Source organism: Type-F symbiont of Plautia stali, assembly GCF_059731105.1.
Genome location: NZ_AP035909.1, coordinates 682,663 through 709,193, shown reverse-complemented (window position 1 = coordinate 709,193; position 26,531 = coordinate 682,663). Strand labels below are relative to the sequence as shown.

The following is a 26,531-nucleotide window of genomic DNA, read 5'->3' as shown; positions in this document are numbered from 1 at the left end:
TCAGTCGGCCAGCTCCAGAATATGGGCAACCAGCTGCGGGAAATGCATACCCGCCTGTTTCGCCGCCATCGGAACCAGACTGTGGCTGGTCATGCCCGGTGAGGTGTTGGCTTCCAGCAGCTGAAAGTTCCCCTCTCCGTCGGTCATCACATCAACCCGTCCCCAGCCACGGCATCCCAGCGCACGCCAGGCTGCCAGCACCAGCTGCTGCAATTCTGCTTCCCGTTCGGCACTTAAATCGGCCGGACAAAGATACTGAGTATCGTCAGAAATGTATTTAGCTTCATAGTCATAGAACTCGCTGGCGCTCTTAATTTCAATGGCAGGCAGAATACGATCGCCCACAATCGCGACGGTATACTCCGCGCCGCTGAGAAACGCCTCGACCAGTACGTCATTGTCGTGCTTAAACGCCAGTTCCAGTGCAGCAGGCAGCGCGCTCAGATCGTTGACCCGGCTGATACCCACGCTGGAGCCTTCACAAGCTGGCTTAACAAACAGTGGCAGGCCAAGCGCCGCAATCGCCGCGTCGCTCTCGGCATCCAGCCCGGCAGCAAACTGCTGACGCGTCAGCCAGACAAAGCGCCCTGAAGGTAAGCCGCGCCCCTGCCACAGCAGTTTGGTGCGCAGCTTGTCCATGGTGACGGCTGAGGCCATCACGCCGCTGCCCGTGTAGGGCAGTTGCAGAAACTCCAGCACCGCCTGCAGCGAGCCATCTTCGCCACCCCGGCCATGCAGAGCGATAAAGGCTTTGGTAAAGCCCTGCTCTTTCAGCGTGAGAACCGAAACATCACGGGTATCGATGCCATGTGCATCAATGCCCATTTCCCGTAATCCGGCTAACACAGCCTGACCCGAGTTAAGCGACACCTCACGCTCTGCCGAGGTACCGCCCATTAATACGGCAACTTTATCCGCCATGACGATCCTCCGCTTTCTGCTCCGGCTGGAGCTTCGCGTCAGCCAGCTTGCGGGCAACCTTACCGACGTTACCGGCCCCCTGCACCAGAATCAGATCGTTGCCTGACAGCAGCGGTGCCAGCATCTCCGGCAGCGCGTCATGTTCCGGCACCAGAATCGGATCCACTTTGCCCCGATTGCGAATCGCACGGCAGAGCGAACGGCTGTCTGCGCCCGGAATGGCCGTCTCACCGGCAGAGTAGACATCCAGCATCAGCAGGACATCGACATGTGACAGCACGTTGGCGAAATCATCGAAGAGATCGCGGGTTCGGCTGAAACGGTGCGGCTGAAATACCATGACCAGTTTTTTGTCCGGCCAGCCTGCACGTGCCGCTTTGATCGTCGCCTCAACTTCAGTCGGGTGATGACCATAGTCATCCACCAGCATTGCGCTGCCCGGCTGCCCGTTTACCGGTTCGGTCGGGAACTCACCCAGCAGATCAAAGCGACGGCCCGTGCCCTGGAAGCTCTCCAGCGCAGCCAGAATGGCGTTGTCTTCAATGCCCTCTTCACTGGCGACGGCAACCGCAGCGGCCGCATTCAGCGCGTTGTGGCGGCCCGGTGCGTTTAGCGTAATCTGCAGCGGCGCTTTATCCTGACGGATCAGGGTGAAATGTCCCTGCGCACCACTCTGCTCATAATTCTCAATGCGCAGGTCAGCGTCATCACTGAAACCGTAGGTGGTAATGTGCCGTCCTACACGTGGGATCAGATCGCGGATCACCGCATCATCCACGCACATCACTGCGCGACCGTAAAACGGCAGGTTGTGCAGGAAGTTAATAAAGGTCTGCTTCAGGTTCTCAAAATCGCCCTGATAGGTGTCCATGTGGTCCGCTTCGATGTTGGTTACAATCGCCACCATCGGCTGCAGATGCAGGAACGACGCGTCACTCTCATCCGCTTCGGCAATCAGATAGCGGCTGTTGCCCAGACGGGCATGGGTGCCTGCTGCTTTAACCAGTCCGCCGTTTACAAAGGTTGGATCCAGCCCGGCTTCCGCATAAATGCTTGAGACCATTGCCGTGGTGGTGGTTTTGCCATGAGTGCCCGCAACGGCGATGCCGTGACGGAATCGCATCAGCTCCGCCAGCATCTCCGCGCGACGGATGACCGGAATGCGCTGTTCACGCGCCGCCACCAGTTCAGGGTTATCCTGCGAGACCGCGCTGGAAACCACCACCACGCTGGCATCGTTCACGTTTTCAGGGCGATGGTTAAAATAGATGGTCGCACCCAGCGCTATCAGGTTCTGCGTCACCGGGTTAGGGGCCAGATCTGAACCGCTGATATGGTAGCCTTCATTTGCTAACACTTCGGCAATACCGCCCATGCCAGCACCACCGATGCCGACAAAGTGGATGTGCCGGACGCGACGCATCTCGGGCACGATAGAACGCAGTTTTGCCAATTGTTGTGTATTCATCGCTCTCAATTACCTGCTCTTTCAGTTTGTACCCGGCCCGGGTACAGGTCAGACACGCTGACCGGAATGATTACTTTGCGGCGCGAGCCACTTCCTGTGCGACCCGATCGGTCGCATCGGGGATCGCCACCTGACGGGCCTGCTCAGCCATCGTCAACAGGGTTGCGCGATCCCAGTGGCGTAGCAGATCCGCTACGGCCTCCGCAGTAAACTGCGGCTGCTCAAAAATTCTGGCGGCGCCCGCTTTTTCCAGCGGCAGCGCGTTCCAGTACTGCTGGCGATCCTTGTGCTGAAACGGCACGAAAATCGCCGGTAAACCGGCGGCAGCGACTTCACTCACGGTTAATGCCCCGGAGCGGCAGACCACCACATCGGCCCAGGCATAGGCCGCCGCCATATCATCGATAAACTCGGTGACCCTGTGCTGCGTCTGACCCGCCTGCTGATAGGCTTTCTCCGTTTCGGGCAGCGCCCCTTTACCGGTCTGATGCCACAGGGTGATCTCATCACCCACCAGCGCCGCAATCTGCGGCAGCGTCTGGTTCAGTATCCGCGCGCCCTGACTGCCGCCAATCACCAGCACCCGGATCGGGCCCGACCGGTCGGCCAGGCGTTGTGCCGGCAGAGGCAGCGCCAGCACATCCGTACGCACCGGATTGCCCACTACATCGGCAGCAGGAAAAGCCCCCGGAAACGCCTGCAGCACTTTGGTGGCGATTTTCGCCAGCCATTTGTTGGTCAGTCCGGCAATTCCGTTCTGCTCATGCAGTACCACCGGAATGCCGCAACTCCAGGCGGCCAGGCCACCGGGACCGGAAACGTAGCCGCCCATGCCCAGCACAACATCGGGCTGCCAGGCTTTCATAATGCGGCGCGCCTGACGCCATGCATTGAAGATGCGCATGGGCGCCAGCAGCAGCGCTTTCAGGCCTTTACCGCGCAGTCCGCTGATGCGGATAAAGTCGATCTCAATGCCGTGCTTCGGCACCAGATCGGCCTCCATGCGGTCGGCGGTGCCTAACCAGCGAACCTGCCAGCCCTGTTCCATCAGATGATGGGCGACAGCCAGACCGGGAAAAACATGTCCGCCGGTTCCGCCTGCCATCACCATCAATCGCTTACCGCTCATCGACCACCTCGGGTAAACGCCTGCGCTTTCGCCAGGCGCGTTTCATAATCTATGCGTAATAAAAAGACGATGGCGGTCGACATAATGATCAGACTCGAACCACCGTAACTGATCAGCGGCAAGGTCAGGCCTTTAGTCGGTAACATACCGGCTGCAGCCCCGACGTTAACCAGCGCCTGGAAGCTGAACCAGACGCCAATTGAACAGGCTAAAAAGCCGGAAAAACGCTGATCCAGCTCCAGCGCGCGTCGGCCAATCGACATCGCACGAAAAGCGACGAAGAATACCATTAAAAGTGCCAATACCACACCGATGTAACCGAGTTCTTCCCCTATGATGGCGAAAATAAAGTCGGTGTGCGCCTCCGGCAGATATTCCAGCTTTTGCACGGAGTTACCGAGTCCCTGTCCCCAGAACTCACCGCGGCCAAAGGCCATCAGCGACTGGGTCAGCTGGTAGCCACTCCCAAACGGATCTTCCCAGGGATTCCAGAACGACGTCACGCGGCGCATACGGTAGGGTTCTGCAATGATAAGCAGGATCACCGCAAAGATACCGGAGCCGATAATCGCCATGAACTGCCACAGCTTGGCCCCCGCCAGGAAGAGCATCGCCAGCGTCGTAACAAACAGTACCACCACCGTTCCCAGGTCGGGCTGCGCCAGCAGTAACACCGCCAGCACGACCATGACGCCCATCGGTTTACAGAAGCCCCAGAAGTTATTACGCACCTCTTCCACTTTGCGCACCAGGTAACTGGCGAGATAGCAGAACAGGGAGAGCTTCGACAGCTCCGCAGGCTGGATACGCAACGGACCCAGCGCAATCCAGCGCGATGCACCGTTAACCGAGCTGCCGACCACCAGAACAATCAGCAGCATGACGATCGTGACCATCAGCATCACGTTGCTGTAGCGCTGCCAGAAATCCATCGGCACCCGCAGCGTGACCAGCGCCATGCCCAGCGCCAGCGCAATGTAGAAGGCGTCACGCTTGGCAAAGTAAAAGAGATCATCATTCAGACGCTGACCGACCGGCATAGAGGCCGAGGTCACCATCACAAAACCAATCACTGCCAGACCGAGCGTCAGCCATAACAGCGTGCGGTCATAGAGCACCAGTGAAGTGTCATCACTTTCACGCGCTCCCATGACCCAATCTTTCAGGCGTCCTGAGAAATAGTGAGCCAGTCCGGCGCCAGGAATACGCATCAGCTCAGCTCCTTCGCCAGCTGCGCAAACTGATCGCCGCGCTGCTCAAAGTTACGGAACTGGTCAAGGCTGGCACAGGCGGGCGACAGCAGAACCATATCGCCGGATTTAACCTGAGGCGCGATCTGCTCCATTGCCTGACGCATCGTCTCCGTGCGTACGGCGATCTCTGGACGCAGCGCCGCCAGCGCATCACCGTCGCGGCCAAAACAGTAGAGATGCACATTGTCACCCTGCAGCCAGGGGATCAACGGCGTAAAGTCGGCTGATTTGCCATCGCCGCCCATCAGCAGCCATAACGTGCCGTTCACCTGCAGACCATTCAGTGCCGCTTCGGTGCTGCCAACATTGGTGGCTTTAGAATCGTTAATCCAGCGCACGCCCTGATGCTCATGCACCAGCTGGAAGCGATGTGCCAGACCGTTAAAATGCGTTAAAGCGGCCAGGCTGGAGGCGCGTGGCAACCCTACGGCATCAGCCAGGGCCAGCGCCGCCAGTGCATTGGTGTAGTTGTGCTGGCCGGTCATTTTCATTTCAGCGGTGTTGAGCACCTTCTCACCCTTCACCCGCAGCCAGATACTGCCCTGCTGCTTGTTAAGGTGATAGTCACCGAAATCGATGCCAAAGCTGACACAACGGGTGTCCGCCCCGCGAACCGGCATCGTCAGGGCGTCATCGGCGTTAACGATGCAGGTCTGCGCGTTCTCGTAAACCCGCAGTTTGGCGGCACGATACTGCTGCATCCCCAGCGGATAGCGATCCATATGATCTTCACTGACGTTCAGCACGGTTGCCGCCGCGGCTTTCAGGCTGTGCGTAGTCTCAAGCTGAAAACTGGAGAGCTCCAGCACGTAGAGCTGCGCCGGAGACTGCAGCAGGCTCAGTGCGGGCAGGCCGATGTTGCCGCCTACGCCCACCTGCCAGCCTGCGGCTTTGGCCATCTCGCCCACCAGCGTCGTCACCGTGCTTTTGCCGTTGGAACCGGTAATCGCCACGACAGGCGCCTGCGCCTCGCGGCAAAACAGCTCGATGTCGCCGACGATTTCGATACCGGCATCTGCTGCTTCGCTGAGAAGCGGATGCGCCAGCGCGATGCCCGGACTGGCAACAATCAGATCGGAGGTCAGCAGCCAGTCGCCGTTAAGACCGCCCAGATGGCGTTCAACCTGCCCGGGCAATTTATCCAGCCCCGGCGGCGAGACACGGGTATCCATCACGCGAGGCGTTACGCCCTGCGCCAGAAAGAAATCAACACAGGAGAGCCCGGTCAGGCCCAGCCCGATGATGACGACTTTTCTACCCCGATAGTCAGCCATGATTAACGCACCTTCAGCGTGGCCAGGCCAATCAGCACCAGCATTAGCGAAATAATCCAGAAGCGCACAATCACGCGCGGTTCCGGCCAGCCTTTCAGTTCATAGTGGTGATGGATCGGCGCCATGCGGAAAATACGCTGACCACGCAGCTTGAACGATCCCACCTGCAGGATCACCGACAGCGTCTCAACCACAAACACGCCGCCCATGATCACCAGTAAAAATTCCTGACGCAGTAACACCGCGATGGTTCCCAGCGCGCCGCCCAGTGCCAGCGAGCCCACGTCCCCCATAAAGACCTGTGCCGGGTAGGTGTTGAACCACAGAAAGCCCAGCCCTGCCCCGACGATAGCGGTGCAGACAATCACCAGTTCACCGGCATGACGCAGGTAAGGGATGTGCAGATATTCTGCGAATTTCACGTTACCCGTTGCCCAGGCAACCAGCGCGAAGCCGGCCGCCACAAAGACGGTCGGCATAATAGCCAGACCATCCAGGCCATCGGTCAGGTTGACCGCATTACCCGTTCCGACAATCACAAAGTAGGCCAGCAGCACATAAAAGAGGCCGAGCTGCGGCATGATGTCTTTGAAAAATGGCACCACCAGCTGGGTCGCCGGCGTATCTTTGCCTGCCGCATACAGCGCGAACGCCACGCCCAGCGAAATCACCGACATCCAGAAATATTTCCAGCGGGCGATGAGTCCCTTCGTGTCTTTACGTACGACTTTGCGGTAATCGTCGACAAAGCCGATGATGCCAAAGCCGATTAACACCACCAGCACACACCAGACATACGGATTCGACGGATAGGCCCACATCAGCACCGAAATGGTGATGGAGGTCAGGATCATGATGCCGCCCATGGTCGGCGTGCCGCGCTTGCTGAAGTGAGACTCCGGGCCGTCGTTGCGGACAACCTGACCGATCTGTAACTTCTGCAGCCAGGCGATCAGGCGCGGTCCCATCCAGAGCGAGATAAATAACGCGGTCAGCAGGCTGACAATGGCGCGAAACGTCAGATAGGAAAAGACGTTAAAACCGGAATATAAAGCGACCAGATGCTCGGCCAGCCAAACTAACATGTTCCTTTCTCCTGTAAGCTCTGTACTACCTGCTCCATGGCGGCACTACGCGAACCTTTTATCAAGACAGTAATTTCTGAGTGTTCGGACAACATCTGGCGTAAACGTTCAGTCAGCGCCGTCTTATCGCTGAAATGTTCGCCAGCTTTGCTGCTTTCGCTGATGAAATGGCTGAATCTGCCGGTCGTCAGCACGCGATCAATGCCTGCGTCACGTGCCGCCTCGCCGACTTCGCGGTGACACTGTTCGGTCTCGTCGCCCAGCTCGGCCATATCCCCCGCCACCAGCACCCGATAGCCCGGCATCTCGGACAGAACCTGAACCGCTGCGGTCATTGAACCGACGTTAGCGTTGTAGCTGTCATCCAGCAGCAGCTGCTGCGCAGAGAGGCGCACCGGGAACAGACGGCCTGGCACCGACTGCAGGCTTTTCAGCCCCTGCTGAACGGCGCTCAGCGGCGCGTCCACTGACAGGGCCAGCGCCGTAGCGGCCAGGGCATTAGCGATGTTATGGCGACCCGGCAGCGGCAGAACGATCTCCACTTCGCCACGCGGAGTCACCATGACAAAATGGGTGCCGTCCTGAGCAATGCGGATATCGCGGGCGGAGAAGTCGCACCCTGCCGCCTGCGGTGCAAAGCGCCACACGGTTTTATCCTGCAGATTCGCCTGCCACTTTGGCCAGTCATTGCTCTCGGCATTCAGAATCGCAATGCCGTGCGGCGGTAAGCCCTGAAAAATTTCGCCTTTGGCTTTGGCAACGCCCGCCAGTGAACCAAAGCCTTCCAGATGTGCTGCCGCCAGGTTGTTAACCAGCGCACTCTCCGGCCGAACCAGATCGGTGGTATAGGCGATCTCGCCCTGATGATTCGCGCCCAGCTCGATCACCGCATACTGATGTTCAGGTGTCAGGCGCAGCAGCGTCATCGGGACGCCATAGTCGTTATTGAGATTACCGGCGGTATAGAGCGTTTCACCACACTGACGCAGAATCGCCGCGGTCATCTCTTTCACCGAGGTTTTCCCGGAAGAGCCGGTCAGCGCCACCACGCGGGCGGTCGACTGCTGGCGAACCCAGGCCCCCAGTCTGCCAAAGGCGAGACGGGTATCCTCAACGACCACCTGCGGTACAGCGACAGGTAAATGCTGACTGACCAGCAGCGCCTGTGCGCCATTCGCAATCGCATCGCCGACAAAGTCATGCGCATCAAAACGCTCACCCACCAGCGCGACAAACAGGCTGCCAGCCGTCACCTTGCGGGTATCTGTGGTGACCTCGTTCAGAGTGAGGTCGCTGCCGTAAAGCGTGCCGCCGGTGATCTGTGCCAGGGTCTGTAATGAAACCGGAATCATGCTGTGCCTCCCAGCAGAGCCGCGACCGTTGCACGGTCGGAGTAATCAAGCCGGTGTGTACCGATGATCTGATAATCTTCGTGGCCCTTGCCCGCGACCAGCACGATGTCGTCAGGCTGCGCCTGCATAATGGTGTTAGTCACCGCCTGCGCACGACCGGAGACCACGCGGGCGCGGCCCGGGTCCAGCAAACCGGTCAGAATATCGTTGACGATGGCCTGCGGATCTTCGCTACGCGGGTTGTCATCGGTAATCACCACCACATCGGCAAACTGCTCGGCAATCGCCCCCATTAACGGGCGTTTCCCTTTGTCACGATCGCCACCGCAGCCAAACAGGCACCACAGTTTTCCTGTGCAGTGCAGGCGTGCCGCTTCCAGCGCTTTTTCCAGCGCGTCTGGCGTGTGAGCGTAATCGACCACGACCGTAGGTTTACCTGCGGCACTGAACACTTCCATACGCCCGTTGACCGGCTGTAACCGGGGGGCGGCGTCGATCAGCGTCGCCAGCGGATAGTCGAGCGCCAGCAGGGTCGCCAGCGCCAGCATCAGATTGCTGACATTGAATGCGCCCATCAGCGGGCTGGCAATGTCGCCATTGCCCCAGCTGGAGCTGAAACGGATATGGGCGCCGTTGTCGTGGTACTCCACCGCGTCGGCTTTCAGCCAGCGGCCATGGCAACCCGGCTGGAGGTTATTCTCCATGGTGACTGCGACCGCATCCGGTAAGCGCGCGAGCCAGCGACGCCCCACTTCATCATCCGCGTTGAGGATCGCCTGACCGACCTGATGCTCAGAGAAGAGCAGCCATTTGGCGGACTCGTAGCTCTCCATGTCACCGTGATAGTCGAGGTGGTCGCGGCTGAGATTGGTGAAGACCGCAGCGGCAAACGGCAGCGCCGCGACGCGATGCTGAACCAGCCCGTGTGAAGAAACTTCCATGGCGGTCAGGGTCGCCCCTTTTTCAGCCAGATCGTGCAGCAGATGCTGTACGTCTACCGCAGAGCCGGTGGTATTTTCGGCGGCGGCCAGCTGGCCTACCAGGCCGTTGCCGACCGTGCCCATGACCGCGCTGGTTTCACCCAGCAGCATGGCCCACTGCGCCAGTAACTGCGTGGTGGTGGTTTTTCCGTTGGTGCCGGTCACGCCGATCAGCTTCTGTTTTTCACCTGGCTGCTGATAAAAGCGTCCGGCTAATGCCGAAAGACGCTGATGCAGCTGCGCCAGATAGATAACCGGCACGCCGTGCATCTCACGGATTTCACCGTCGGCGGCTTCGCCTTCGGCTTCCGCAACAACGGCAGCGACGCCCTGCGCAATCGCCTGCGGGATAAAGCGGCGTCCATCAACCTGATGGCCTGAAACAGCGACAAACAGATCGCCAGACGCCGCAAGGCGGCTGTCCAGGGTCATGTCACGCAGTGGGCGCGCCGGCGCGCCTGGCACCCAGGGGCCGAGTAAGTCGCGCAGGTTACGATCTGTCACTTGATTCCTCACTTCTGTTAGTCACCAGCTCGTTTCTGTCATTGGTCGGTAACGCATCCGGTTCGATGTTCATGGTGCGCAGTACGCCGCCCATGATGGCACCAAACACCGGAGCAGAAACCGCACCACCATAATATTTGCCGGCCTGGGGATCGTTGATCACCACCACCAGCGCGAACCGAGGATGACTGGCAGGTGCAACACCTGCGGTATAGGCGATGTATTTGTTGACGTAGCGACCATCCGGCCCGACTTTTTTCGCCGTACCGGTTTTTATCGCAATGCGATAGCCCTTGATGGCCGCTTTGACACCGCCGCCACCGGGCAGCGCCACGCTTTCCATCATATGCATCACGGTTTTCACCAGCGACTCATCGAAAACGCGCTCTCCCGCGACGGGCGGGTCGACTTTGGTAATCGACAGCGGGCGATTAATGCCATAGCTGCCAATGGTTGCGTAGACTCGCGCTAACTGTAACGGCGTTACCATTAGCCCGTAGCCGAAAGAGAAGGTGGCCCTCTCTATGTCAGACCACCGTTGTTTTTTAGGGTATAAGCCACTGCTTTCCCCGACCAGCCCCAAATTGGTCGGTTTGCCCAGTCCAAAACGCGAGTAAGTTTCTACCAGCGCTGAGGAGGGCATCGCTAACGCCAGACGTGAAACCCCGACGTTACTCGACTTCTGCAGAACCCCTGTCAGGGTCAATTCGTTGTAGCGCGCCACATCTTTGATCTCATGACCATTGACGCGGTACGGCACGGTATTCAGAACGCTGTTCTCTCTGACCACGCCGCGTTGCAGCGCCGTCATCACCACCATCGGCTTCACGGTTGAGCCAGGCTCGAAAATGTCGGTGATGGCGCGGTTGCGCATCAGATCTTTGGAGGTATTACTGAGATTGTTCGGGTTGTAAGCCGGGCTGTTAGCCATCGCCAGCACTTCACCGGTGTTCACATCCACCAGCACCGCCGTGCCCGACTCCGCTTTGTTGAACGCCACGGCGTTATTCAGTTCGCGGTAAACCAGCGCCTGCAGACGTTCATCAATGCTCAGGGTCAGGTTGTGGGCCGCCCGGCTGTCGACGGAAGAGATATCTTCGATGACCCGACCGTAACGGTCTTTACGCACCGTTCGTTCGCCCGGCGCACCGGTCAGCCACTTATCAAAGCTCTTCTCGATGCCTTCAATACCCTGTCCGTCGATATTGGTAAAACCAATCAGATGGGAGGTGACCTGCCCGGCAGGATAGTAGCGGCGCGACTCTTCGCGCAGATGAATACCGGGAAGTTTGAGTTTTTTAACGTACTCGCCGATAGCCGGATTGACCTGGCGCGCCAGATAGACGAAGCGGCCTTTCGGGTTGGCGTTAACACGCGCCGCCAGTTGATCCAGCGGAATCGAAAGCGCATCGGAGAGCGCCTTCCAGCGGCTGTCCAGTGTGACGCCGCCGCCAGCGTGGAGCTCTTTGGGATCGGCCCAGATGGCATTTACCGGGACACTGACGGCGAGCGGGCGTCCGGCTCGATCGCTGATCATCCCGCGCGACGTCGGCACCGCCTGCACGCGCAGCGAGCGAAGATCGCCCTCTTTGACCAGCTTGCCTGGATTGATCACCTGCAGCCAGGCAACGCGTGACAGCAGTCCACCCAGCGCCAGCAAAATACAGCCGCACAGCAACGCAAAACGCCAGCTTACAAAGCTGGCCTTATCTTCCGGTTTCTTTAACTTCAGCGTTCTGCCTGTACCGCTCATTCGCTATCTGAGGTCCTTATTTCTGCACCACGATATTTTCTTGTGAAGGATCAACGTGCTGCAGCTGCAGCTTCTCGGTGGCGATGCGTTCGACACGGCTGTGATCGCCCAGCGCATTCTCTTCCAGAATCAGGTTGCGCCATTCGATATCCAGCGCGTCGCGCTCCAGTACCAGCTGTTCACGCTGTGCGGTTAACAGTCGGGTTTTATGGGTGGTGGTGACCACCAGCACGGCAGAAACCACCACAGCGATCAGCAACAGCACCGGGATCTTGCCCTTTCGCAGCAGATCCCCGCCGATGACGGCGGGCAGACTGTGACGCTCATTACCGATCATGCGTCGGTTTTCTCCGCAATACGTAATACCGAACTGCGCGCGCGCGGGTTCTCAGAAACTTCGGCATCGCCCGGCGACATTTTGCCGAGTAATTTCAGTTCACGACCGCCCAGGGCACGCAGCTGATGTTCCGTCATTGGCAGCCCGGCTGGGACCTGCGGCCCGCGACTCTGATCGCGCATAAAGCGTTTCACCAGCCGATCTTCCAGCGAGTGGAAGCTGATCACCGAAAGGCGCCCTTGTGGTGCCAGCACCTCAACTGCCCCTTTCAGCGCAATATCGATCTCTTCCAGTTCACTGTTAATCCAGATACGGATCGCCTGGAAACTGCGCGTCGCCGGATGCTTGAACTTATCTTTAACCGGCGTGGCAACGGCGATCACCTCAGCCAGCTCCCGTGTCCGGGTCATCGGCGCTTCGCGATTGCGCTCAACAATGGCGCGGGCGATACGTTTAGCGAACCGCTCTTCACCGTAGGTTTTCAGAACGAAAGCGATGTCTGCCTCTTCCGCCTGCAGCAACCACTCGGCGGCGGAGTGACCGCGCGAAGGATCCATACGCATATCCAGCGGTCCGTCACGCATAAACGAGAAGCCGCGCTCTGCGTCATCCAGCTGCGGTGAGGAAACCCCCAGATCCAGCAGGATGCCGTCAATTTTTCCGACCAAATCTCGCTCAGAGACATACTCTGCCAGGGCGGAAAAAGGGCCATGAATAATAGAGAAGCGGGGATCTGTAATCTCAGCGGCAGCGGCGATAGCTTGAGGGTCGCGATCGATGGCGATCAGTTGTCCCTTCTCTCCCAGTTGCGAAAGAATCAGACGTGAATGACCACCACGACCAAACGTGCCGTCGATGTAGATACCGTCTTCCCTGATATTGAGGCCGTTAACCGCCTCATCCAACAGCACGGTGGTATGTTTGAAATTTTCCTGCATAGCTATAGCGACAAGTCCTGCAACCGCTCAGATAAAGGCTCCTGAGCTGACTGTTCTGCGTCAATATCGTCCCTGACCTGTTGATACCAGGTCTGTTCATCCCACAGCTCAAACTTGTTGAACTGTCCGACCAGCATCACTTCTTTGGTTAATTTTGCGTGCTGCCGAAGCGTATTCGCCAGCAGCAGGCGTCCTGCATTATCCATCTGACATTCACTGGCATGTCCCAGCAACAGACGCTGCACACGGCGCTCAAGTGGATTCATACTGGATAAGCGGGCGAGCTTTTTTTCAATGATTTCCCATTCGGGCAGGGTATAAAGCAACAGGCATGGCTGGTGGAGGTCGATGGTACAGACCATCTGCCCCTGAGATTCCCCGATCAGCAAATCGCGATATCGCGTGGGTACGGCAAGCCGCCCTTTACTGTCGAGATTGACTAACGTTGCTCCGCGGAACATGCCAGTCTCTCCCCCTGGTCACCCGTTTGCACCACTTTATCCCACTTTTTACCACGAAACGAGTTTAAGGATTCGATGAAATCCTTGTCAAGCCGGAGCGGCAGTTGAATATCACTATTTACAGAGCGCCGAATTAATGGCTGCCGACGCCCTGATCGAATAAAAAGAGAAAGAAAAAATTAAACCAATGAATACCTGAATAAAAAAAGCGGGCGCGGAAAAAACGATTAAAAATGAAACAGCATCACACGCTGAATATTTCTCGTGGTTTCTGAGACAGCGGCGGCATTTTAGGGGATTTCCGAAAGAAAGCCCAGCGGCTCAGGCCGGACAGGAAAGCGGCATTTGTTGAAGTTGTAAGCAGATAATAAAAATAACCCTTTCTGCTTTGTTAGAATTGATGAGCAGAATTTACGCTTTTTTACGTCGACCTGTTTATTTAATCAGTAATTCGGAAAAAATAAACGTGGTGGGCAGCGTAATACTGCCCTTCCCTCATTTAACTCTTCGGCTTAATTGTCCGCGACGATATAAATTACGGCGGATACGGGTTAAACCGGGTTTAGGTTTTCTTGGCTCATCCAGCGAGGCTAAAACTAATTCCAGTACCCGTTCGGCGACGTCACGATGGCGCTGTCCTACGGCCAGCACCGGGCACTCAAGAAAGTCCAGTAATTCGTGGTCGCCAAAGGTGGCAATCGCCAGCTCGGTAGGCAGCCGGCCGTCTCGTTTCAGCGTGACATCCATGACGCCCTGCAGCAGCCCGAAAGAGGTGGTAAAAAGCGCCTCTGGCATCGGATGCTCTTCAAGATAACGCTCAAACAGCGCGGCGGCAGCGGTGCGTTCGAAGCTGTTGCAGTAGATGTAATCTATCGGCCGCGGATCATCTTTCCACGCATCACGGAATCCCATCTCACGCAGGAAGCTCACTGACAGCTCAGGCAGGGCGCCGAGGAACAGCACGTTTTTGACCTCAAGCTGACGCAGTTCAGCCGCCAGCGTATGGGCATCGTCCTGGTCGGCGCCCACGACGCTGGTGAAATGTTCACGATCCAGCGCACGGTCTAACGCAATGATCGGCAGCGGATCGTTGACCCAGCGCTGATAAAAGGGATGCTCAGGCGGTAACGAGGTGGAGACGATGATCGCGTCGACCTGACGCTGTAGCAGATGCTCAATGCAGCGCATCTCGTTATCAGGCTGATCTTCTGAGCAGGCGATCAGCAGCTGATAGCCTCGCTGACGCGCCTGTCGTTCAAGATAGTTTGCAATACGGGTGTAACTGGTATTCTCCAGATCGGGAATCACCAGTCCAATAGAGCGCGTTCGCCCGGCGCGCAGCCCGGCGGCCACCGCATTGGGGTGATAATTATGTTCACGCACGACCGCCATCACTTTCTCAACGGTTTTGTCGCTGACACGATACTGCCGCGCTTTACCATTGATCACATAACTGGCCGTGGTGCGCGACACGCCTGCCAAACGCGCAATTTCATCCAGCTTCACGATAACCCCACCATCAAATCCGCTTTTACGGCAGAAATAGCCGCAGTTAAGCTATGGATAACTCATGGCTATCATCTAACAGCAGAAAAGTGCGCGGAGCAACCGCTTTTCTGAATGTAACCAGCCTGGCGCATAAAAAATAAAAAAACCCGGCATTTCGCCGGGTTAGGTGAGGTTCGATGGTGACGCAGCGTGATTAACGCATGATGCGATCGCCGCGTGATACGCCCACAATACCGGAGCGGGCCACTTCAACGATTTCGGCAACCTCACGTACGGAATTGAGAAACGCGTCCAGTTTGTCACTGGTACCTGCCAGCTGAACCGTGTACAGCGTAGGCGTTACATCAATAATCTGACCGCGGAAGATCTCAGCGTTGCGCTTCACCTCTTCACGGCCATAGCCACTCGCCTGGATCTTCACCAGCATGATCTCACGCTCAACGTAGGCACCCTGCCCCAGTTCGGTCACGCGCAGCACATCCACCAGCTTGTGCAGCTGCTTTTCGATCTGCTCCAGCACCTTCTGGTCGCCTACCGTCTGGATGGTCATCCGCGACAGGGTGGGATCGTCGGTAGGCGCAACGGTCAGGCTTTCGATGTTGTAGCCGCGCTGCGAAAAGAGACCGACGACACGGGATAATGCGCCAGATTCGTTCTCCAGCAGAACTGATAAAATGCGACGCATAGTTATGTCCTCTCCGTTTTGCTTAACCACATCTCATCCATGCTGCCGCCGCGAATCTGCATCGGGTAAACATGCTCGCTACCGTCCACGGCGACATCTACAAACACCAGACGCCCCTGTGCCAGTTTCTCCAGCGCCAGCGTCAGCTTCTCTTCCAGTTCAGCCGGATGCTCAATGGCAATCCCGACGTGGCCGTAGGCTTCAGCCAGACGCACGAAGTCAGGCAGTGATTCCATATAGGACTGCGAGTGGCGGCCGGAGTAGATCATATCCTGCCACTGTTTCACCATGCCCAGAACCCGGTTATTCAGGCTCAGTACCAGCACCGGCAGATTGTACTGCAGTGCGGTAGAGAGCTCCTGAATGTTCATCTGAATACTGCCATCGCCCGTCACGCAGATAACGGTTTCGTCCGGCAGCGCCATCTTGACACCCAGCGCAGCGGGCAGGCCAAAGCCCATCGTGCCCAGTCCCCCGGAGTTGATCCAGCGACGCGGTTTATCGAACGGATAATAGAGCGCAGCAAACATCTGATGCTGGCCCACATCGGACGTGACGTAGGCGTCGCCATGGGTCAGACGGCTGATGGTTTCAATGACGGCCTGCGGCTTGATCTTGTCGCTGGTCCGATCGAACTCCAGGCACTGACGACTGCGCCAGCCCTCAATCGCGCTCCACCACGCCTGCAGACTCTCAGAGCGCGGCTCGCTGTCGTTTTGCGCCAGCAGCTCCAGCATCTGCTGCAGCACCTGCTTCGCATCACCCACGATCGGGATATCCGCCGCTACCGTTTTGGAGATAGAGGTCGGGTCGATATCAATGTGCATGATGGTGGCGTTGGGGCAATACTTCGCCAGATTATTGGTGGTGCGGTCGTCAAAGCGAACGCCGATACCAAAAATCAGATCGGTGTTGTGCATCGTCATGTTGGCTTCATAGGTGCCGTGCATGCCGAGCATCCCGACGCACTGACGATGCGTGCCAGGAAACGCGCCCAGCCCCATCAGAGACGTGGTGACCGGAATGTTCAGGCTTTCGGCCAGCTGTAACAGTTCCGCTTCACAGCCCGCGGTGATGGCTCCGCCACCGGCATAAATCACCGGCTGTTTTGCGGCCAGCAGTGTCGTCAGCGCACGCTTGATCTGACCTTTATGGCCCTGGATGGTCGGATTGTAGGAGCGCATGCTGACAGCGTCCGGCCAGTGATAAGGGAGCTTATTGGCCGGGTTGAGAATATCTTTCGGCAGATCGATAACCACCGGTCCCGGACGTCCGCTGGCGGCGAGCCAGAACGCCTTTTTCAGCACGGTGGGGATCTCTTCGGTGCTTTTCACCAGAAAACTGTGCTTCACCACCGGCCGTGAAATGCCGACCATGTCGCACTCCTGAAAGGCATCATAGCCAATCAGCGAGGTAGGCACCTGGCCCGACAGAATCACCAGCGGAATAGAGTCCATATAGGCGGTGGCGATCCCGGTGATCGCATTGGTCGCTCCGGGGCCGGAAGTGACCAGCACGACCCCGACTTCACCCGTGGCGCGTGCGAGGCCGTCAGCCATATGCACCGCAGCCTGCTCATGGCGTACCAGAATGTGATCGATACCCCCGACGGTTTGCAGCGCATCATAGATATCTAATACCGCGCCACCCGGATAACCGAATACCTGCTTAACGCCCTGATCGATTAACGAACGGACGACCATTTCGGCTCCTGACAACATCTCCATCTTCTGCCTCCAGGCTTCAGGACCGGGCGCCATGAATAGGGCCTTTTGCACATATCGCGTCGCGCCGGTGCCTGCTCTGCCAATCAAAATCTTATGTTTATGCACGACAGCGGAAACCTGTGCCGCTGTCCGGTTACAGAGAAATCTGTCGAGTTCATTGTTCTGAGAGTAGGTCGATTACCATAACCGCACTTCAGCGGGCAGGCAAACCGCAAAGCCGTGTAAATTAAATGGCAGGGACGTAAAGGCTCTGCCCGATAAGAATTGGCTGCGCGGATTAAACTAATTACGCCGCAGAACCGCAGAGGAAAATGCTGACTAAGAAATTATTTTTAGCGTGATCTAAGAAATAACGAAAACTTATTGTGACCTGCCCCAGCCCACAATCGCCCCACCTTTTTATTTTCCGGGTTAATTAACCAGAAAATCGCTAAAGCGCATACGATTATGCTAAGCAGGCGGACATAAATTCTGCGTCACGCCTGAGAGGCGCAAAAATAAAAACATTAAATTTCAGATAGATAAAAGAATCCTTACGCTGCAACAGCGTACTTATCCTGCCTGACCGGCGCGGCACTCACTTCTGCGCTATTCATTACGCTGTCAGGCCGTAAAATAACAGACGATCTTCCTTTTACTCGCTGGAGAATAACCCTGCACAGAAGGTTGACATCCCTGAGTGATTGCAGTACCAATATAGGCAGCACAACAATTTATAAGGTTTGAATCCATGTTTCGTTTTGCTCGCCTTCTCGGTCTACTACTAAACGCATACAGCTTGCGCGGTAGACTTGTGGGCGGAATCAAACACTGATTCAAACCTGCTGAAAGTTAAAAACCCGCGCCTGTCGCGGGTTTTTTTATGCTCGTTGCCAGGCCAGAAAATGCATAAGGATGAATACGATGAGTCAGCAAGTCATTATTTTCGATACCACTCTGCGCGACGGTGAGCAGGCATTACAGGCCAGCCTGAGTGTGAAAGAAAAATTGCAGATTGCATTAGCGCTGGAGCGTATGGGCGTGGATGTCATGGAAGTGGGTTTCCCGGTCTCCTCACCTGGCGATTTTGAATCCGTGCAGACCATCGCGCGCACCATTAAAAACAGCCGGGTCTGCGGTCTGGCCCGCTGTGTGGAGAAGGATATTGATGCGGCATACGAATCACTGCGCGTTGCCGAAGCCTTCCGTATTCATACCTTTATCGCCACCTCACCGATGCATATCGCCACCAAACTGCGCAGCACGCTGCCCGAGGTGATTGAGCGCGCGGTTCACATGGTGAAACGTGCCCGTAACTATACTAATGACGTTGAATTCTCCTGCGAAGATGGCGGCCGCACCCCGATTGATGACCTGTGCCGGATGGTTGAAGCCGCAATTAATGCCGGTGCCAACACCATCAATATCCCGGACACCGTGGGTTACACCCTGCCAGGCGAATATGCTCACATCATCAGCCAGCTGATCAACCGCGTACCTAACATCGACAAAGCGATTCTCTCTGTCCATACCCACGATGACCTGGGTATGGCGACCGGTAACGCCCTGGCGGCTGTCCAGGCGGGTGCCCGTCAGGTTGAAGGCACGCTGAATGGTCTGGGTGAACGTGCCGGTAACTGTGCGCTGGAAGAGGTGATCATGGCGATCAAAACCCGCCAGCAGATCATGAATGTGCACACCAACATCAATCATCAGGAGATCTACCGCACCAGCCAGATGGTGAGCCAGATCTGCAATATGCCTATCCCGGCGAACAAGGCGGTGGTCGGCTCCAACGCCTTCGCCCACTCCTCCGGTATTCATCAGGATGGCGTGCTGAAGAATCGCGAAAACTATGAAATCCTGACGCCGGAGTCGATCGGCTTACACAAGATTCAGCTGAACCTGACCTCACGTTCTGGCCGCGCGGCGGTAAAACATCGCATGGAAGAGATGGGCTATGCAGAGCAGGATTACAATCTGGATGCCCTGTATGACGCCTTCCTGAAACTGGCTGACAAAAAAGGTCAGGTGTTCGACTACGACCTGGAAGCGCTGGCCTTCATCAATAAACAGAATGAAGAGCCGGAGCATTTTCAGCTGCATGAATTTAACGTTCAGACCGGTTCCGGCATCACCGCTACCGCCTCTGTCAAGCTGGGCTGCGGCGATGATGCCAAAGCGGATGCGGCCACCGGCAACGGCCCGGTTGACGCGGTCTATCAGGCCATTAACCGTATTACCCAGTTCGACGCGGAGCTGGTTAACTACAAACTGACCGCCAAAGGCCACGGCGAAAACGCGCTGGGTCAGGTCGACATTGTGGTGAGCTACAACGGCCGTAAGTTCCACGGCGTTGGTCTGGCGACCGATATCGTGGAATCGTCCGCCAAAGCGATGGTGAATGCGCTGAACAATATCTGGCGTGCCCGCCAGGTTGAACAGGAATTGCAACGCAAATTTAAAGATCAGAAGGAAACCGTATAACTATGTCCAGCTCTTCTCATATCGCAGTTTTACCCGGTGACGGCATTGGCCCGGAAGTGATGGCACAGGCAATGAAAGTACTGGACGCCATTCGTCAGCGCTTTGATATGCAGATTACCACTCAGGAATATGCGGTCGGCGGCATCGCTATCGATCAGCACGGCGAACCCCTGCCACCTGCGACCGTGGCGGGCTGCGAGCAGGCGGATGCGATCCTGTTTGGTTCGGTTGGCGGACCGAAGTGGGAACATTTGCCACCGGCCTCGCAGCCGGAACGCGGTGCCCTGCTGCCCCTGCGCAAACACTTCAGACTGTTCAGTAACCTGCGCCCGGCGGCACTCTACAGCGGTCTGGAAGCTTTCTGCCCGCTGCGCGCCGACATCGCGGCGAAAGGCTTCGATATCCTGTGCGTGCGTGAACTGACCGGCGGCATCTATTTTGGTCAGCCTAAAGGACGCGAAGGCAGCGGCCCGGAAGAGCGGGCATTCGATACGGAGGTTTACCACCGCTTCGAGATCGAGCGCATCGCCCGTATCGCGTTTGAGTCTGCGCGTAAACGCCGCAATAAAGTGACCTCAGTAGATAAAGCCAACGTCCTGCAGACCTCAGTCATGTGGCGTGAAATCGTCAACGAGGTCGCTAAAGAGTATCCGGACGTGCAGCTGAGCCACATCTATATCGACAATGCCACCATGCAGTTGATCAAAGATCCGTCACAGTTTGACGTGCTGCTCTGCTCGAACCTGTTCGGCGACATTCTCTCTGATGAGTGCGCCATGATCACCGGTTCGATGGGGATGCTGCCTTCCGCCAGCCTGAATGAAGCGGGCTTTGGCCTGTTTGAACCGGCAGGCGGCTCCGCACCGGATATCGCCGGACAGAATATTGCTAACCCGGTCGCGCAGATCCTGTCGCTGTCCCTGCTGTTACGCTACAGCCTGAATGCCGATGAGGCTGCCGACAGTATCGAACGCGCCATCAGTCGTGCGCTGGAACAGGGCTACCGCACTAAAGATTTAGCCGGTGATGGCCCAGCGGTCAGCACAGATGAGATGGGCAGCATCATTGCCCGCTTTATCGCCGAGGAAAAATAAAAAAATGAAAACCTTATACCAGAAGTTATTTGATGCACATGTCGTCCACGAAGCGCCGAACGAAACGCCATTACTCTATATCGATCGCCACCTGATCCATGAAGTCACCTCGCCACAGGCTTTTGATGGTCTGCGCGCGCATGGACGCAAGGTGCGTCAGCCGGGCAAAACCTTTGCCACCATGGATCACAACGTCTCTACTCAGACCAAAGACATCAATGCGTCGGGCGAGATGGCGCGGATTCAGATGCAGGAGCTGATGAAGAACTGTGCTGAATTTGGCGTACAGCTCTATGACCTGAACCACCCATATCAGGGAATTGTCCACGTTATCGGCCCTGAGCAGGGCATGACGCTGCCAGGCATGACCATCGTGTGCGGTGACTCACACACGGCGACGCACGGAGCCTTCGGCTCACTGGCCTTTGGTATCGGCACCTCCGAAGTAGAGCATGTGTTTGCCACCCAGACCCTGAAGCAGGGCCGGGCGAAAACCATGAAAATTGAGGTGCTGGGCCAGGCTTCAACCGGCATTACGGCAAAAGATATTGTCCTGGCGATCATCGGCAAAACCGGCAGCGCAGGCGGAACCGGCTATGTGGTTGAGTTCTGCGGTCCGGCCATTCAGGCGCTGAGCATGGAAGGTCGTATGACGCTGTGCAACATGGCAATTGAAATGGGCGCGAAAGCGGGCCTGGTGGCACCGGACGAGACCACCTTCAGCTACCTGAAAGGCCGCCAGTTCTCCCCACAGGGTGAGAAGTGGGAGCAGGCTGTAGAGTACTGGCGCACACTGAAGTCAGATGAAGGCGCGACCTATGATGCGGTGGTCACGCTGCATGCAGAAGAGATTGCGCCACAGGTCACCTGGGGCACCAACCCGGGTCAGGTGATCGCCGTTGATCAGGTGATCCCGAACCCGGCCTCATTCGCCGATCCGGTAGAGCGCGCCTCAGCGGAAAAAGCGCTGGCGTATATGAATCTGCAGCCGGGCATCCGACTGACCGATGTCGCGATTGATAAAGTCTTTATCGGCTCCTGTACCAACTCACGCATTGAGGATCTGCGTGCCGCTGCCGCTATCGCCAAAGGCCGCAAAGTTGCGCCGGGTGTGGTTGCGATGGTAGTGCCCGGTTCCGGTCCGGTAAAAGCACAGGCGGAAGCGGAAGGTCTGGATAAAATCTTCCTGGAAGCGGGCTTTGAGTGGCGTCTGCCAGGCTGCTCCATGTGTCTGGCGATGAACAATGACCGCCTCAACCCCGGCGAGCGTTGCGCGTCAACCAGCAACCGTAACTTTGAAGGTCGTCAGGGCCGCGGTGGACGAACCCATCTGGTCAGCCCGGCAATGGCCGCAGCGGCAGCCGTCACCGGCCACTTTGCCGACATCCGTGAACTGACGACAGGAGCATAAGTCATGGCGAATAAATTTACTCAGCACACCGGCATCGTCGCGCCGCTGGACGCCGCAAACGTCGATACCGACGCGATCATCCCTAAGCAGTTTTTGCAGAAAGTGACCCGCACCGGTTTTGGTCAGCACCTGTTCCATGACTGGCGCTTTGAAGATGACGCTGGCACGGTCCCTACCCCCAGCTTTGTGCTGAACAAGCCAGAGTTTAAAGGCACCAGCATTCTGCTGGCGCGCGAGAACTTTGGCTGTGGCTCCTCTCGTGAACATGCGCCCTGGGCGCTGACCGATTTCGGTTTTCACGTGGTGATTGCGCCAAGCTTCGCCGATATCTTCTACGGCAACAGCTTCAACAATCAGCTGCTGCCGGTGAAGTTAAGCGAAGAGGAAGTGGATGAGCTGTTCCGGCTGGTTGCGGCTCAGCCAGGCATCAGCTTTACGGTCGATCTGGAAGCGCAGACGGTGACCGCAGGCGATAAAGTCTACCCGTTTGAACTCGACAGCTTCCGTCGCCACTGCATGATCAACGGCCTCGACAGCATCGGTCTGACCCTGCAGCATGAAGCGTCAATTTCGCAGTATGAGCAGAATCAGCCGGCCTTCCTGCGCTGATTGCGTTAAGACAGGGCTAATCTGACAGCAACAATTAAGCTTAACGCGCAGGGAACACGGTCAGAGGAGGAAAGCGTCCCGCGCCAGGGACAAAAACGTCGGGAGCGTTTTTGAACAACGCAATGCGTTGGCCCGTTTACGGGCGCACCTCATGGATGAGGTGCGTAATCGCGCGGGCCGAGCGGCCAGGGATTGGCTTAAGCGCCTTTCCGATCTGACCGTGTTCCCTGAGCAGGCTCGCTATCACAGCGACCGGTCCAGATTCCTCAATCGTTAAAAAAAGGGCGACATCCTGTCGCCCTTCTTCTTTATACGTCGCGCACCCGCGCCGACATCACCAGCGCCACAATCGCCAGCCCGAATGCCAGCCAGTAGACCGCCTCATGTCCCAGCCGCTCACTCAGCGTACCCTGAATCACCCCGGCCAGAATCATGCCGGTTGAGATGGAGTTGGTGAACAGGGTGGTTGCGGCGCCAGGCCGTCCCGGCATCAGATCCTGGAACCACAACATCCCAATCCCGGCAATAATCCCGACAAACACCGCATTAAACAGCTGCAATACCATCAGTGACGTGCGGGAGTTAAACAGCACCAGCCCCAGATAAAACAGGACTCCGGCGGCCACCGCCACCAGCATTAACCGGCGCTTGCCCATGCGGCGGGCGTAATGCCCGGCCAGCAGCATCACCGGGATCTCCAGCCCGGCGGCCGTGCCCATCAGCAGACCCGCCAGCTTTTCCGGCAGGCCAAGCGTCGTACTGATATAGAGCGGCATATCAATGATATACATGGTATTGCAGGTCCACATCACCACCGAGGCGATAAACAGCAGGCGCACATCCCGATCGCGCCAGCCGCTTAACGGCAGACCGCCGCTTTGCAGCAGCGGCTGCGCACGGGGCACTGACGGCAGGGTAAACCAGACCAGCAGGATACAGATCAGAAACAGCGCGGCGGCCACCATAAACAGCGTGACAAAACCATAGTTCAGCGCCAGCGCAAATGAGAGCGGTGGCCCGATGACCCACGCCAGCGACAGCTGCGCGCGCATCACCGAACTGAACATGACCGCTTCACGCGCCGACTGATCGGCATATTCCCGTGCCAGCGCAAAGAGCTGAGGCATCGAGACGCTGGCGAGCGCCGACAGTAGCACACCCAGCGTAATCAGCGTCAGGTAGTGGCGACTGAAGGCAAACAGCAGCGCATTGACCAGCGCCATCAGGCAACAGAACAGAATGATATTACGGCGGTCCCCCACGCTGTCCGAACGCTTCGCCACCAGCATGCTCACCAGGATACCGGCCACCGCATTGATGGTAAAAAACAGTCCGACCCAGAAAGGGCGGGCCTGCACTTCGCGCGTCAGAAACAGGCTCAGCGTCGGTGCCTGCAATGCGCCCGCCACGCCCAGCATGAACGAGGCGACCATAAAGGCGAGGTAAACCGGATTGATGCGGCGCTGCCGCGTTAACAGCGATTTCATAGCGAAATCCCTTAGAGGCTAAACAGAGAGGAAAAAAGAAGGGTAGACCATACCGCGCACGATGAAAAAAGCCAGCAGAGATCCTCTGCTGGCGGTGTAAATGCACCCTACTCAGAAAAGCACTCCGCTGAACAGCGAAGTCAGGGTTGAACGCCATTCCAGACTGAATGCCTCCCGCTCTTCCCATAGCGCAAAGTTTGCTCTTAAAATGAGGCAGAAAAAACAGAGCGCTTTTCAGCAGGAGTTCCTCTTTTATGTCCTCGTCACGTCTGAAGCAGCAATTCATTCGCCTGTGGCAGAGCTGCCAGGGCCAGTCGCAGGCCATTACGCTCAGCGAACTGGCTGACCTGCTGCACTGCTCGCGCCGCCACATGCGCAATCTGCTCAACCGGATGCAGGCGGCAGGCTGGCTGGTCTGGCAGGCTGAAGCGGGACGCGGCAGGCGGTCACATCTGACGTTCTGCTATACCGGGCTGGCTTTACAGCAGCAGCGTGCCGAAGATCTGCTGGAGCAGGATCGCATCGATCAGTTGGTCCAGCTGGTGGGCGATAAGGATCAGGTGCGGCAGATGATCAGTGCGCATCTCGGCCGCAGTTTCCGGCAGGGCAAGCATATCCTGCGGGTGCTCTACTATCGTCCCCTGCTCAATCTGCTGCCTGGCTCGCCGCTGCGGCGCTCTGAAACGCACATCGCCCGGCAGATTTTTAATGGCCTGACGCGGATAAATGAGGAAAACGGGGAAATCGAGCCCGATATTGCGCATCACTGGCAGCAGACCTCCCCGCTTCACTGGCGCTTCTTTCTGCGTCCGGCTATTCGTTTTCATCACGGTCGGGAGCTGGAGATGGCGGATGTCATCGCCACCCTGGAGCGTCAGCGCCCTCATCCGCTCTTTTCCCACATTGCGGAGATCTCCTCACCCGCCCCCTGGACGCTGGATGTGCATCTGAGCCAGCCCGACGACGGCCTGCCCTGGCTGCTGGGCAGCGTCAGCGCGATGATCCTGCCGCGCGAGTGGCCGACGATTCAGGATTTTGCCCGCCAGCCAGTCGGCACCGGCCCCTACCGGGTGATCCGCAATCATGAGAGCCAGCTGAAGATTGAAGCCTTTGATGATTACTTCGGTTTTCGCGCCCTGATCGACGATGTCTCTATCTGGGTGCTGCCCGACATCAGCGATGAGCTGGTCTATGCCGGTGTGCGCCTGCAGGGGGACGCTGCGGATGAAATTCAGGAGGAGAGCCGCCTTGAGGAGGGCTGCTACTATCTGCTGTTTGACCAGCGTTCAGAGCAGGGCCGCAATGAGGCAGTCAGGCGCTGGGTCAGTTATCTCTTTAACCCTATCGCCCTGCTCAACCACGCGGGCGTCGGCTATCAGCGATACTGGTTTCCGGCTTATGGCCTGCTGCCGCGCTGGCACCACCGCCGGGACCTGACCCCGGTCGAAAAGCCGCCCGGCCTGACCCATCTGACGCTGACCTGGTACAGTCAGCACGTGGAGCATGAGGGCATCGCCAATGCGCTGCGTCCCCTGCTGGCCCAACAGGGCGTCACGCTGGAAACCCGTGAGATCAGTTATGAAAGCTGGTATCAGGGCGACGCGGAGAGTGATATCTGGCTCGGCAGCGTCAACTTTACCCTGCCGCTGAACTGGTCGCTGTTCGCCCAGCTGTATGAGATCCCGCTGCTGCATCACTGCCTGCCGATTGACTGGCACAGTGACGCGGCCCGCTGGCGCGAGAAAACGCTGCCGCTGGCCGAGTGGAGCAAACAGCTGGTTGAAGACGCGGGCCTGCATCCGCTGTTTCATCACTGGCTATTGCTGGAGGGCCAGCGCAGCATGCGTGGCGTGCGGATGAATACCCTGGGCTGGTTTGATTTTAAATCGGCCTGGTTTGCGCCGCCGGCACTGTGACGCTTTCGCCACGGCGCTGAAATGACTAGAATGTGACGTTCTCAACGGGGTGCCGCCTGCCACCAGCAAGCAGCTGAGAGAGACCCGTCGAACCTGATTCGGTTAATACCGACGTAGGGATTTGAGAGGCCGCTGTGCTCAGATCCTTTGCGACTCATCCCCTATTCTCCTG

22 protein-coding genes and 1 riboswitch are annotated in these 26,531 nt (G+C 57.5%); of the genes, 6 read left to right on the top strand and 16 right to left on the bottom strand.

Annotation, left to right across the window (positions count from 1 at the left end; translation table 11 throughout):
• From AC6I7A_RS03165 to ilvI, 15 genes are all read right to left on the bottom strand, one after another.
• Complete coding sequence (locus tag AC6I7A_RS03165; RefSeq protein WP_046101213.1) at nt 1-921, bottom strand: D-alanine--D-alanine ligase; 921 nt, start codon at nt 919-921, stop codon at nt 1-3.
• On the bottom strand, nt 911-2,389 hold the full coding sequence (gene murC, locus AC6I7A_RS03160; protein ID WP_009092134.1) for a UDP-N-acetylmuramate--L-alanine ligase: 1,479 nt from the start codon (nt 2,387-2,389) through the stop codon (nt 911-913). The genes AC6I7A_RS03165 and murC overlap by 11 nt, the downstream gene beginning before the upstream one ends.
• Nucleotides 2,390-2,459: 70 nt before the next feature.
• Nucleotides 2,460-3,518 carry an undecaprenyldiphospho-muramoylpentapeptide beta-N-acetylglucosaminyltransferase gene (gene murG / locus AC6I7A_RS03155; RefSeq protein ID WP_009092136.1) on the bottom strand — a complete coding sequence of 353 codons (1,059 nt, stop codon included), beginning with the start codon at nt 3,516-3,518 and terminating at the stop codon, nt 2,460-2,462.
• Nucleotides 3,515-4,729 (bottom strand): cell division protein FtsW, encoded by a 1,215-nt coding sequence (gene ftsW, locus AC6I7A_RS03150; protein ID WP_009092138.1) that lies wholly within the window; start codon nt 4,727-4,729, stop codon nt 3,515-3,517. The genes murG and ftsW overlap by 4 nt, the downstream gene beginning before the upstream one ends.
• Nucleotides 4,729-6,045 carry a UDP-N-acetylmuramoyl-L-alanine--D-glutamate ligase gene (gene murD, locus AC6I7A_RS03145; protein WP_058957888.1) on the bottom strand — a complete coding sequence of 439 codons (1,317 nt, stop codon included), beginning with the start codon at nt 6,043-6,045 and terminating at the stop codon, nt 4,729-4,731. The genes ftsW and murD overlap by 1 nt, the downstream gene beginning before the upstream one ends.
• A gap of 2 nt (nt 6,046-6,047) precedes the next feature.
• Nucleotides 6,048-7,130 (bottom strand): phospho-N-acetylmuramoyl-pentapeptide-transferase, encoded by a 1,083-nt coding sequence (mraY, locus tag AC6I7A_RS03140; protein WP_009092141.1) that lies wholly within the window; start codon nt 7,128-7,130, stop codon nt 6,048-6,050.
• Nucleotides 7,124-8,482: a UDP-N-acetylmuramoyl-tripeptide--D-alanyl-D-alanine ligase gene (gene murF, locus AC6I7A_RS03135; protein WP_336793667.1), complete on the bottom strand. Its 1,359-nt coding sequence runs from the start codon at nt 8,480-8,482 to the stop codon at nt 7,124-7,126. Before murF ends, mraY begins: the two co-directional genes overlap by 7 nt.
• Nucleotides 8,479-9,966 (bottom strand): UDP-N-acetylmuramoyl-L-alanyl-D-glutamate--2,6-diaminopimelate ligase, encoded by a 1,488-nt coding sequence (murE, locus tag AC6I7A_RS03130; protein ID WP_046101208.1) that lies wholly within the window; start codon nt 9,964-9,966, stop codon nt 8,479-8,481. Before murE ends, murF begins: the two co-directional genes overlap by 4 nt.
• Nucleotides 9,953-11,719 (bottom strand): peptidoglycan glycosyltransferase FtsI, encoded by a 1,767-nt coding sequence (locus AC6I7A_RS03125; RefSeq protein ID WP_009092146.1) that lies wholly within the window; start codon nt 11,717-11,719, stop codon nt 9,953-9,955. Before AC6I7A_RS03125 ends, murE begins: the two co-directional genes overlap by 14 nt.
• A 16-nt stretch (nt 11,720-11,735) precedes the next feature.
• Nucleotides 11,736-12,056, bottom strand: coding sequence for a cell division protein FtsL (gene ftsL, locus AC6I7A_RS03120; RefSeq protein ID WP_003854764.1), 321 nt, complete (start codon nt 12,054-12,056; stop codon nt 11,736-11,738).
• Nucleotides 12,053-12,994 (bottom strand): 16S rRNA (cytosine(1402)-N(4))-methyltransferase RsmH, encoded by a 942-nt coding sequence (rsmH, locus tag AC6I7A_RS03115; RefSeq protein WP_009092147.1) that lies wholly within the window; start codon nt 12,992-12,994, stop codon nt 12,053-12,055. The genes ftsL and rsmH overlap by 4 nt, the downstream gene beginning before the upstream one ends.
• A gap of 2 nt (nt 12,995-12,996) precedes the next feature.
• A complete protein-coding gene (mraZ, locus tag AC6I7A_RS03110; protein WP_009092149.1) occupies nt 12,997-13,455 on the bottom strand; it encodes a division/cell wall cluster transcriptional repressor MraZ in 459 nt (152 codons plus the stop codon).
• 495 nt (nt 13,456-13,950) lie between these two features.
• Nucleotides 13,951-14,961, bottom strand: coding sequence for a catabolite repressor/activator (gene cra / locus AC6I7A_RS03105; RefSeq protein WP_009092150.1), 1,011 nt, complete (start codon nt 14,959-14,961; stop codon nt 13,951-13,953).
• A gap of 196 nt (nt 14,962-15,157) precedes the next feature.
• Nucleotides 15,158-15,649, bottom strand: a complete 492-nt coding sequence (gene ilvN / locus AC6I7A_RS03100) for an acetolactate synthase small subunit (RefSeq protein ID WP_009092152.1) — start codon at nt 15,647-15,649, stop codon at nt 15,158-15,160.
• Nucleotides 15,650-15,651: 2 nt separating this feature from the next.
• A complete protein-coding gene (gene ilvI, locus AC6I7A_RS03095) occupies nt 15,652-17,376 on the bottom strand; it encodes an acetolactate synthase 3 large subunit (protein ID WP_009092154.1) in 1,725 nt (574 codons plus the stop codon).
• 730 nt (nt 17,377-18,106) lie between these two features.
• Between ilvI and leuL the strand changes: the two genes are divergently transcribed.
• From leuL to leuD, 5 genes are all read left to right on the top strand, one after another.
• Nucleotides 18,107-18,190, top strand: a complete 84-nt coding sequence (leuL, locus tag AC6I7A_RS03090) for a leu operon leader peptide (protein WP_111208305.1) — start codon at nt 18,107-18,109, stop codon at nt 18,188-18,190.
• An 89-nt stretch (nt 18,191-18,279) separates the two neighbouring features.
• Nucleotides 18,280-19,842 (top strand): 2-isopropylmalate synthase, encoded by a 1,563-nt coding sequence (gene leuA, locus AC6I7A_RS03085; protein ID WP_046101207.1) that lies wholly within the window; start codon nt 18,280-18,282, stop codon nt 19,840-19,842.
• 2 nt (nt 19,843-19,844) lie between these two features.
• Nucleotides 19,845-20,936 carry a 3-isopropylmalate dehydrogenase gene (gene leuB, locus AC6I7A_RS03080; RefSeq protein ID WP_009092158.1) on the top strand — a complete coding sequence of 364 codons (1,092 nt, stop codon included), beginning with the start codon at nt 19,845-19,847 and terminating at the stop codon, nt 20,934-20,936.
• A 4-nt stretch (nt 20,937-20,940) separates the two neighbouring features.
• Entirely contained in the window at nt 20,941-22,347 is a 1,407-nt protein-coding gene (gene leuC / locus AC6I7A_RS03075) for a 3-isopropylmalate dehydratase large subunit (protein ID WP_009092161.1), read from the top strand.
• 3 nt (nt 22,348-22,350) lie between these two features.
• Nucleotides 22,351-22,956: a 3-isopropylmalate dehydratase small subunit gene (gene leuD / locus AC6I7A_RS03070; protein WP_009092163.1), complete on the top strand. Its 606-nt coding sequence runs from the start codon at nt 22,351-22,353 to the stop codon at nt 22,954-22,956.
• A gap of 308 nt (nt 22,957-23,264) precedes the next feature.
• On the opposite strand, the gene AC6I7A_RS03065 is transcribed toward leuD, so the two are convergent.
• Nucleotides 23,265-24,443: an MFS transporter gene (locus tag AC6I7A_RS03065; protein ID WP_058958457.1), complete on the bottom strand. Its 1,179-nt coding sequence runs from the start codon at nt 24,441-24,443 to the stop codon at nt 23,265-23,267.
• 254 nt (nt 24,444-24,697) lie between these two features.
• On the opposite strand from AC6I7A_RS03065, the gene sgrR reads away from it, so the two are divergent.
• The gene (sgrR, locus tag AC6I7A_RS03060; protein ID WP_498004374.1) at nt 24,698-26,359 is read left to right on the top strand and encodes an HTH-type transcriptional regulator SgrR; all 1,662 of its coding nucleotides are present in this window, start codon (nt 24,698-24,700) and stop codon (nt 26,357-26,359) included.
• A gap of 35 nt (nt 26,360-26,394) precedes the next feature.
• Nucleotides 26,395-26,497: riboswitch (TPP riboswitch) on the top strand.
• Nucleotides 26,498-26,531: the final 34 nt, after the last annotated feature.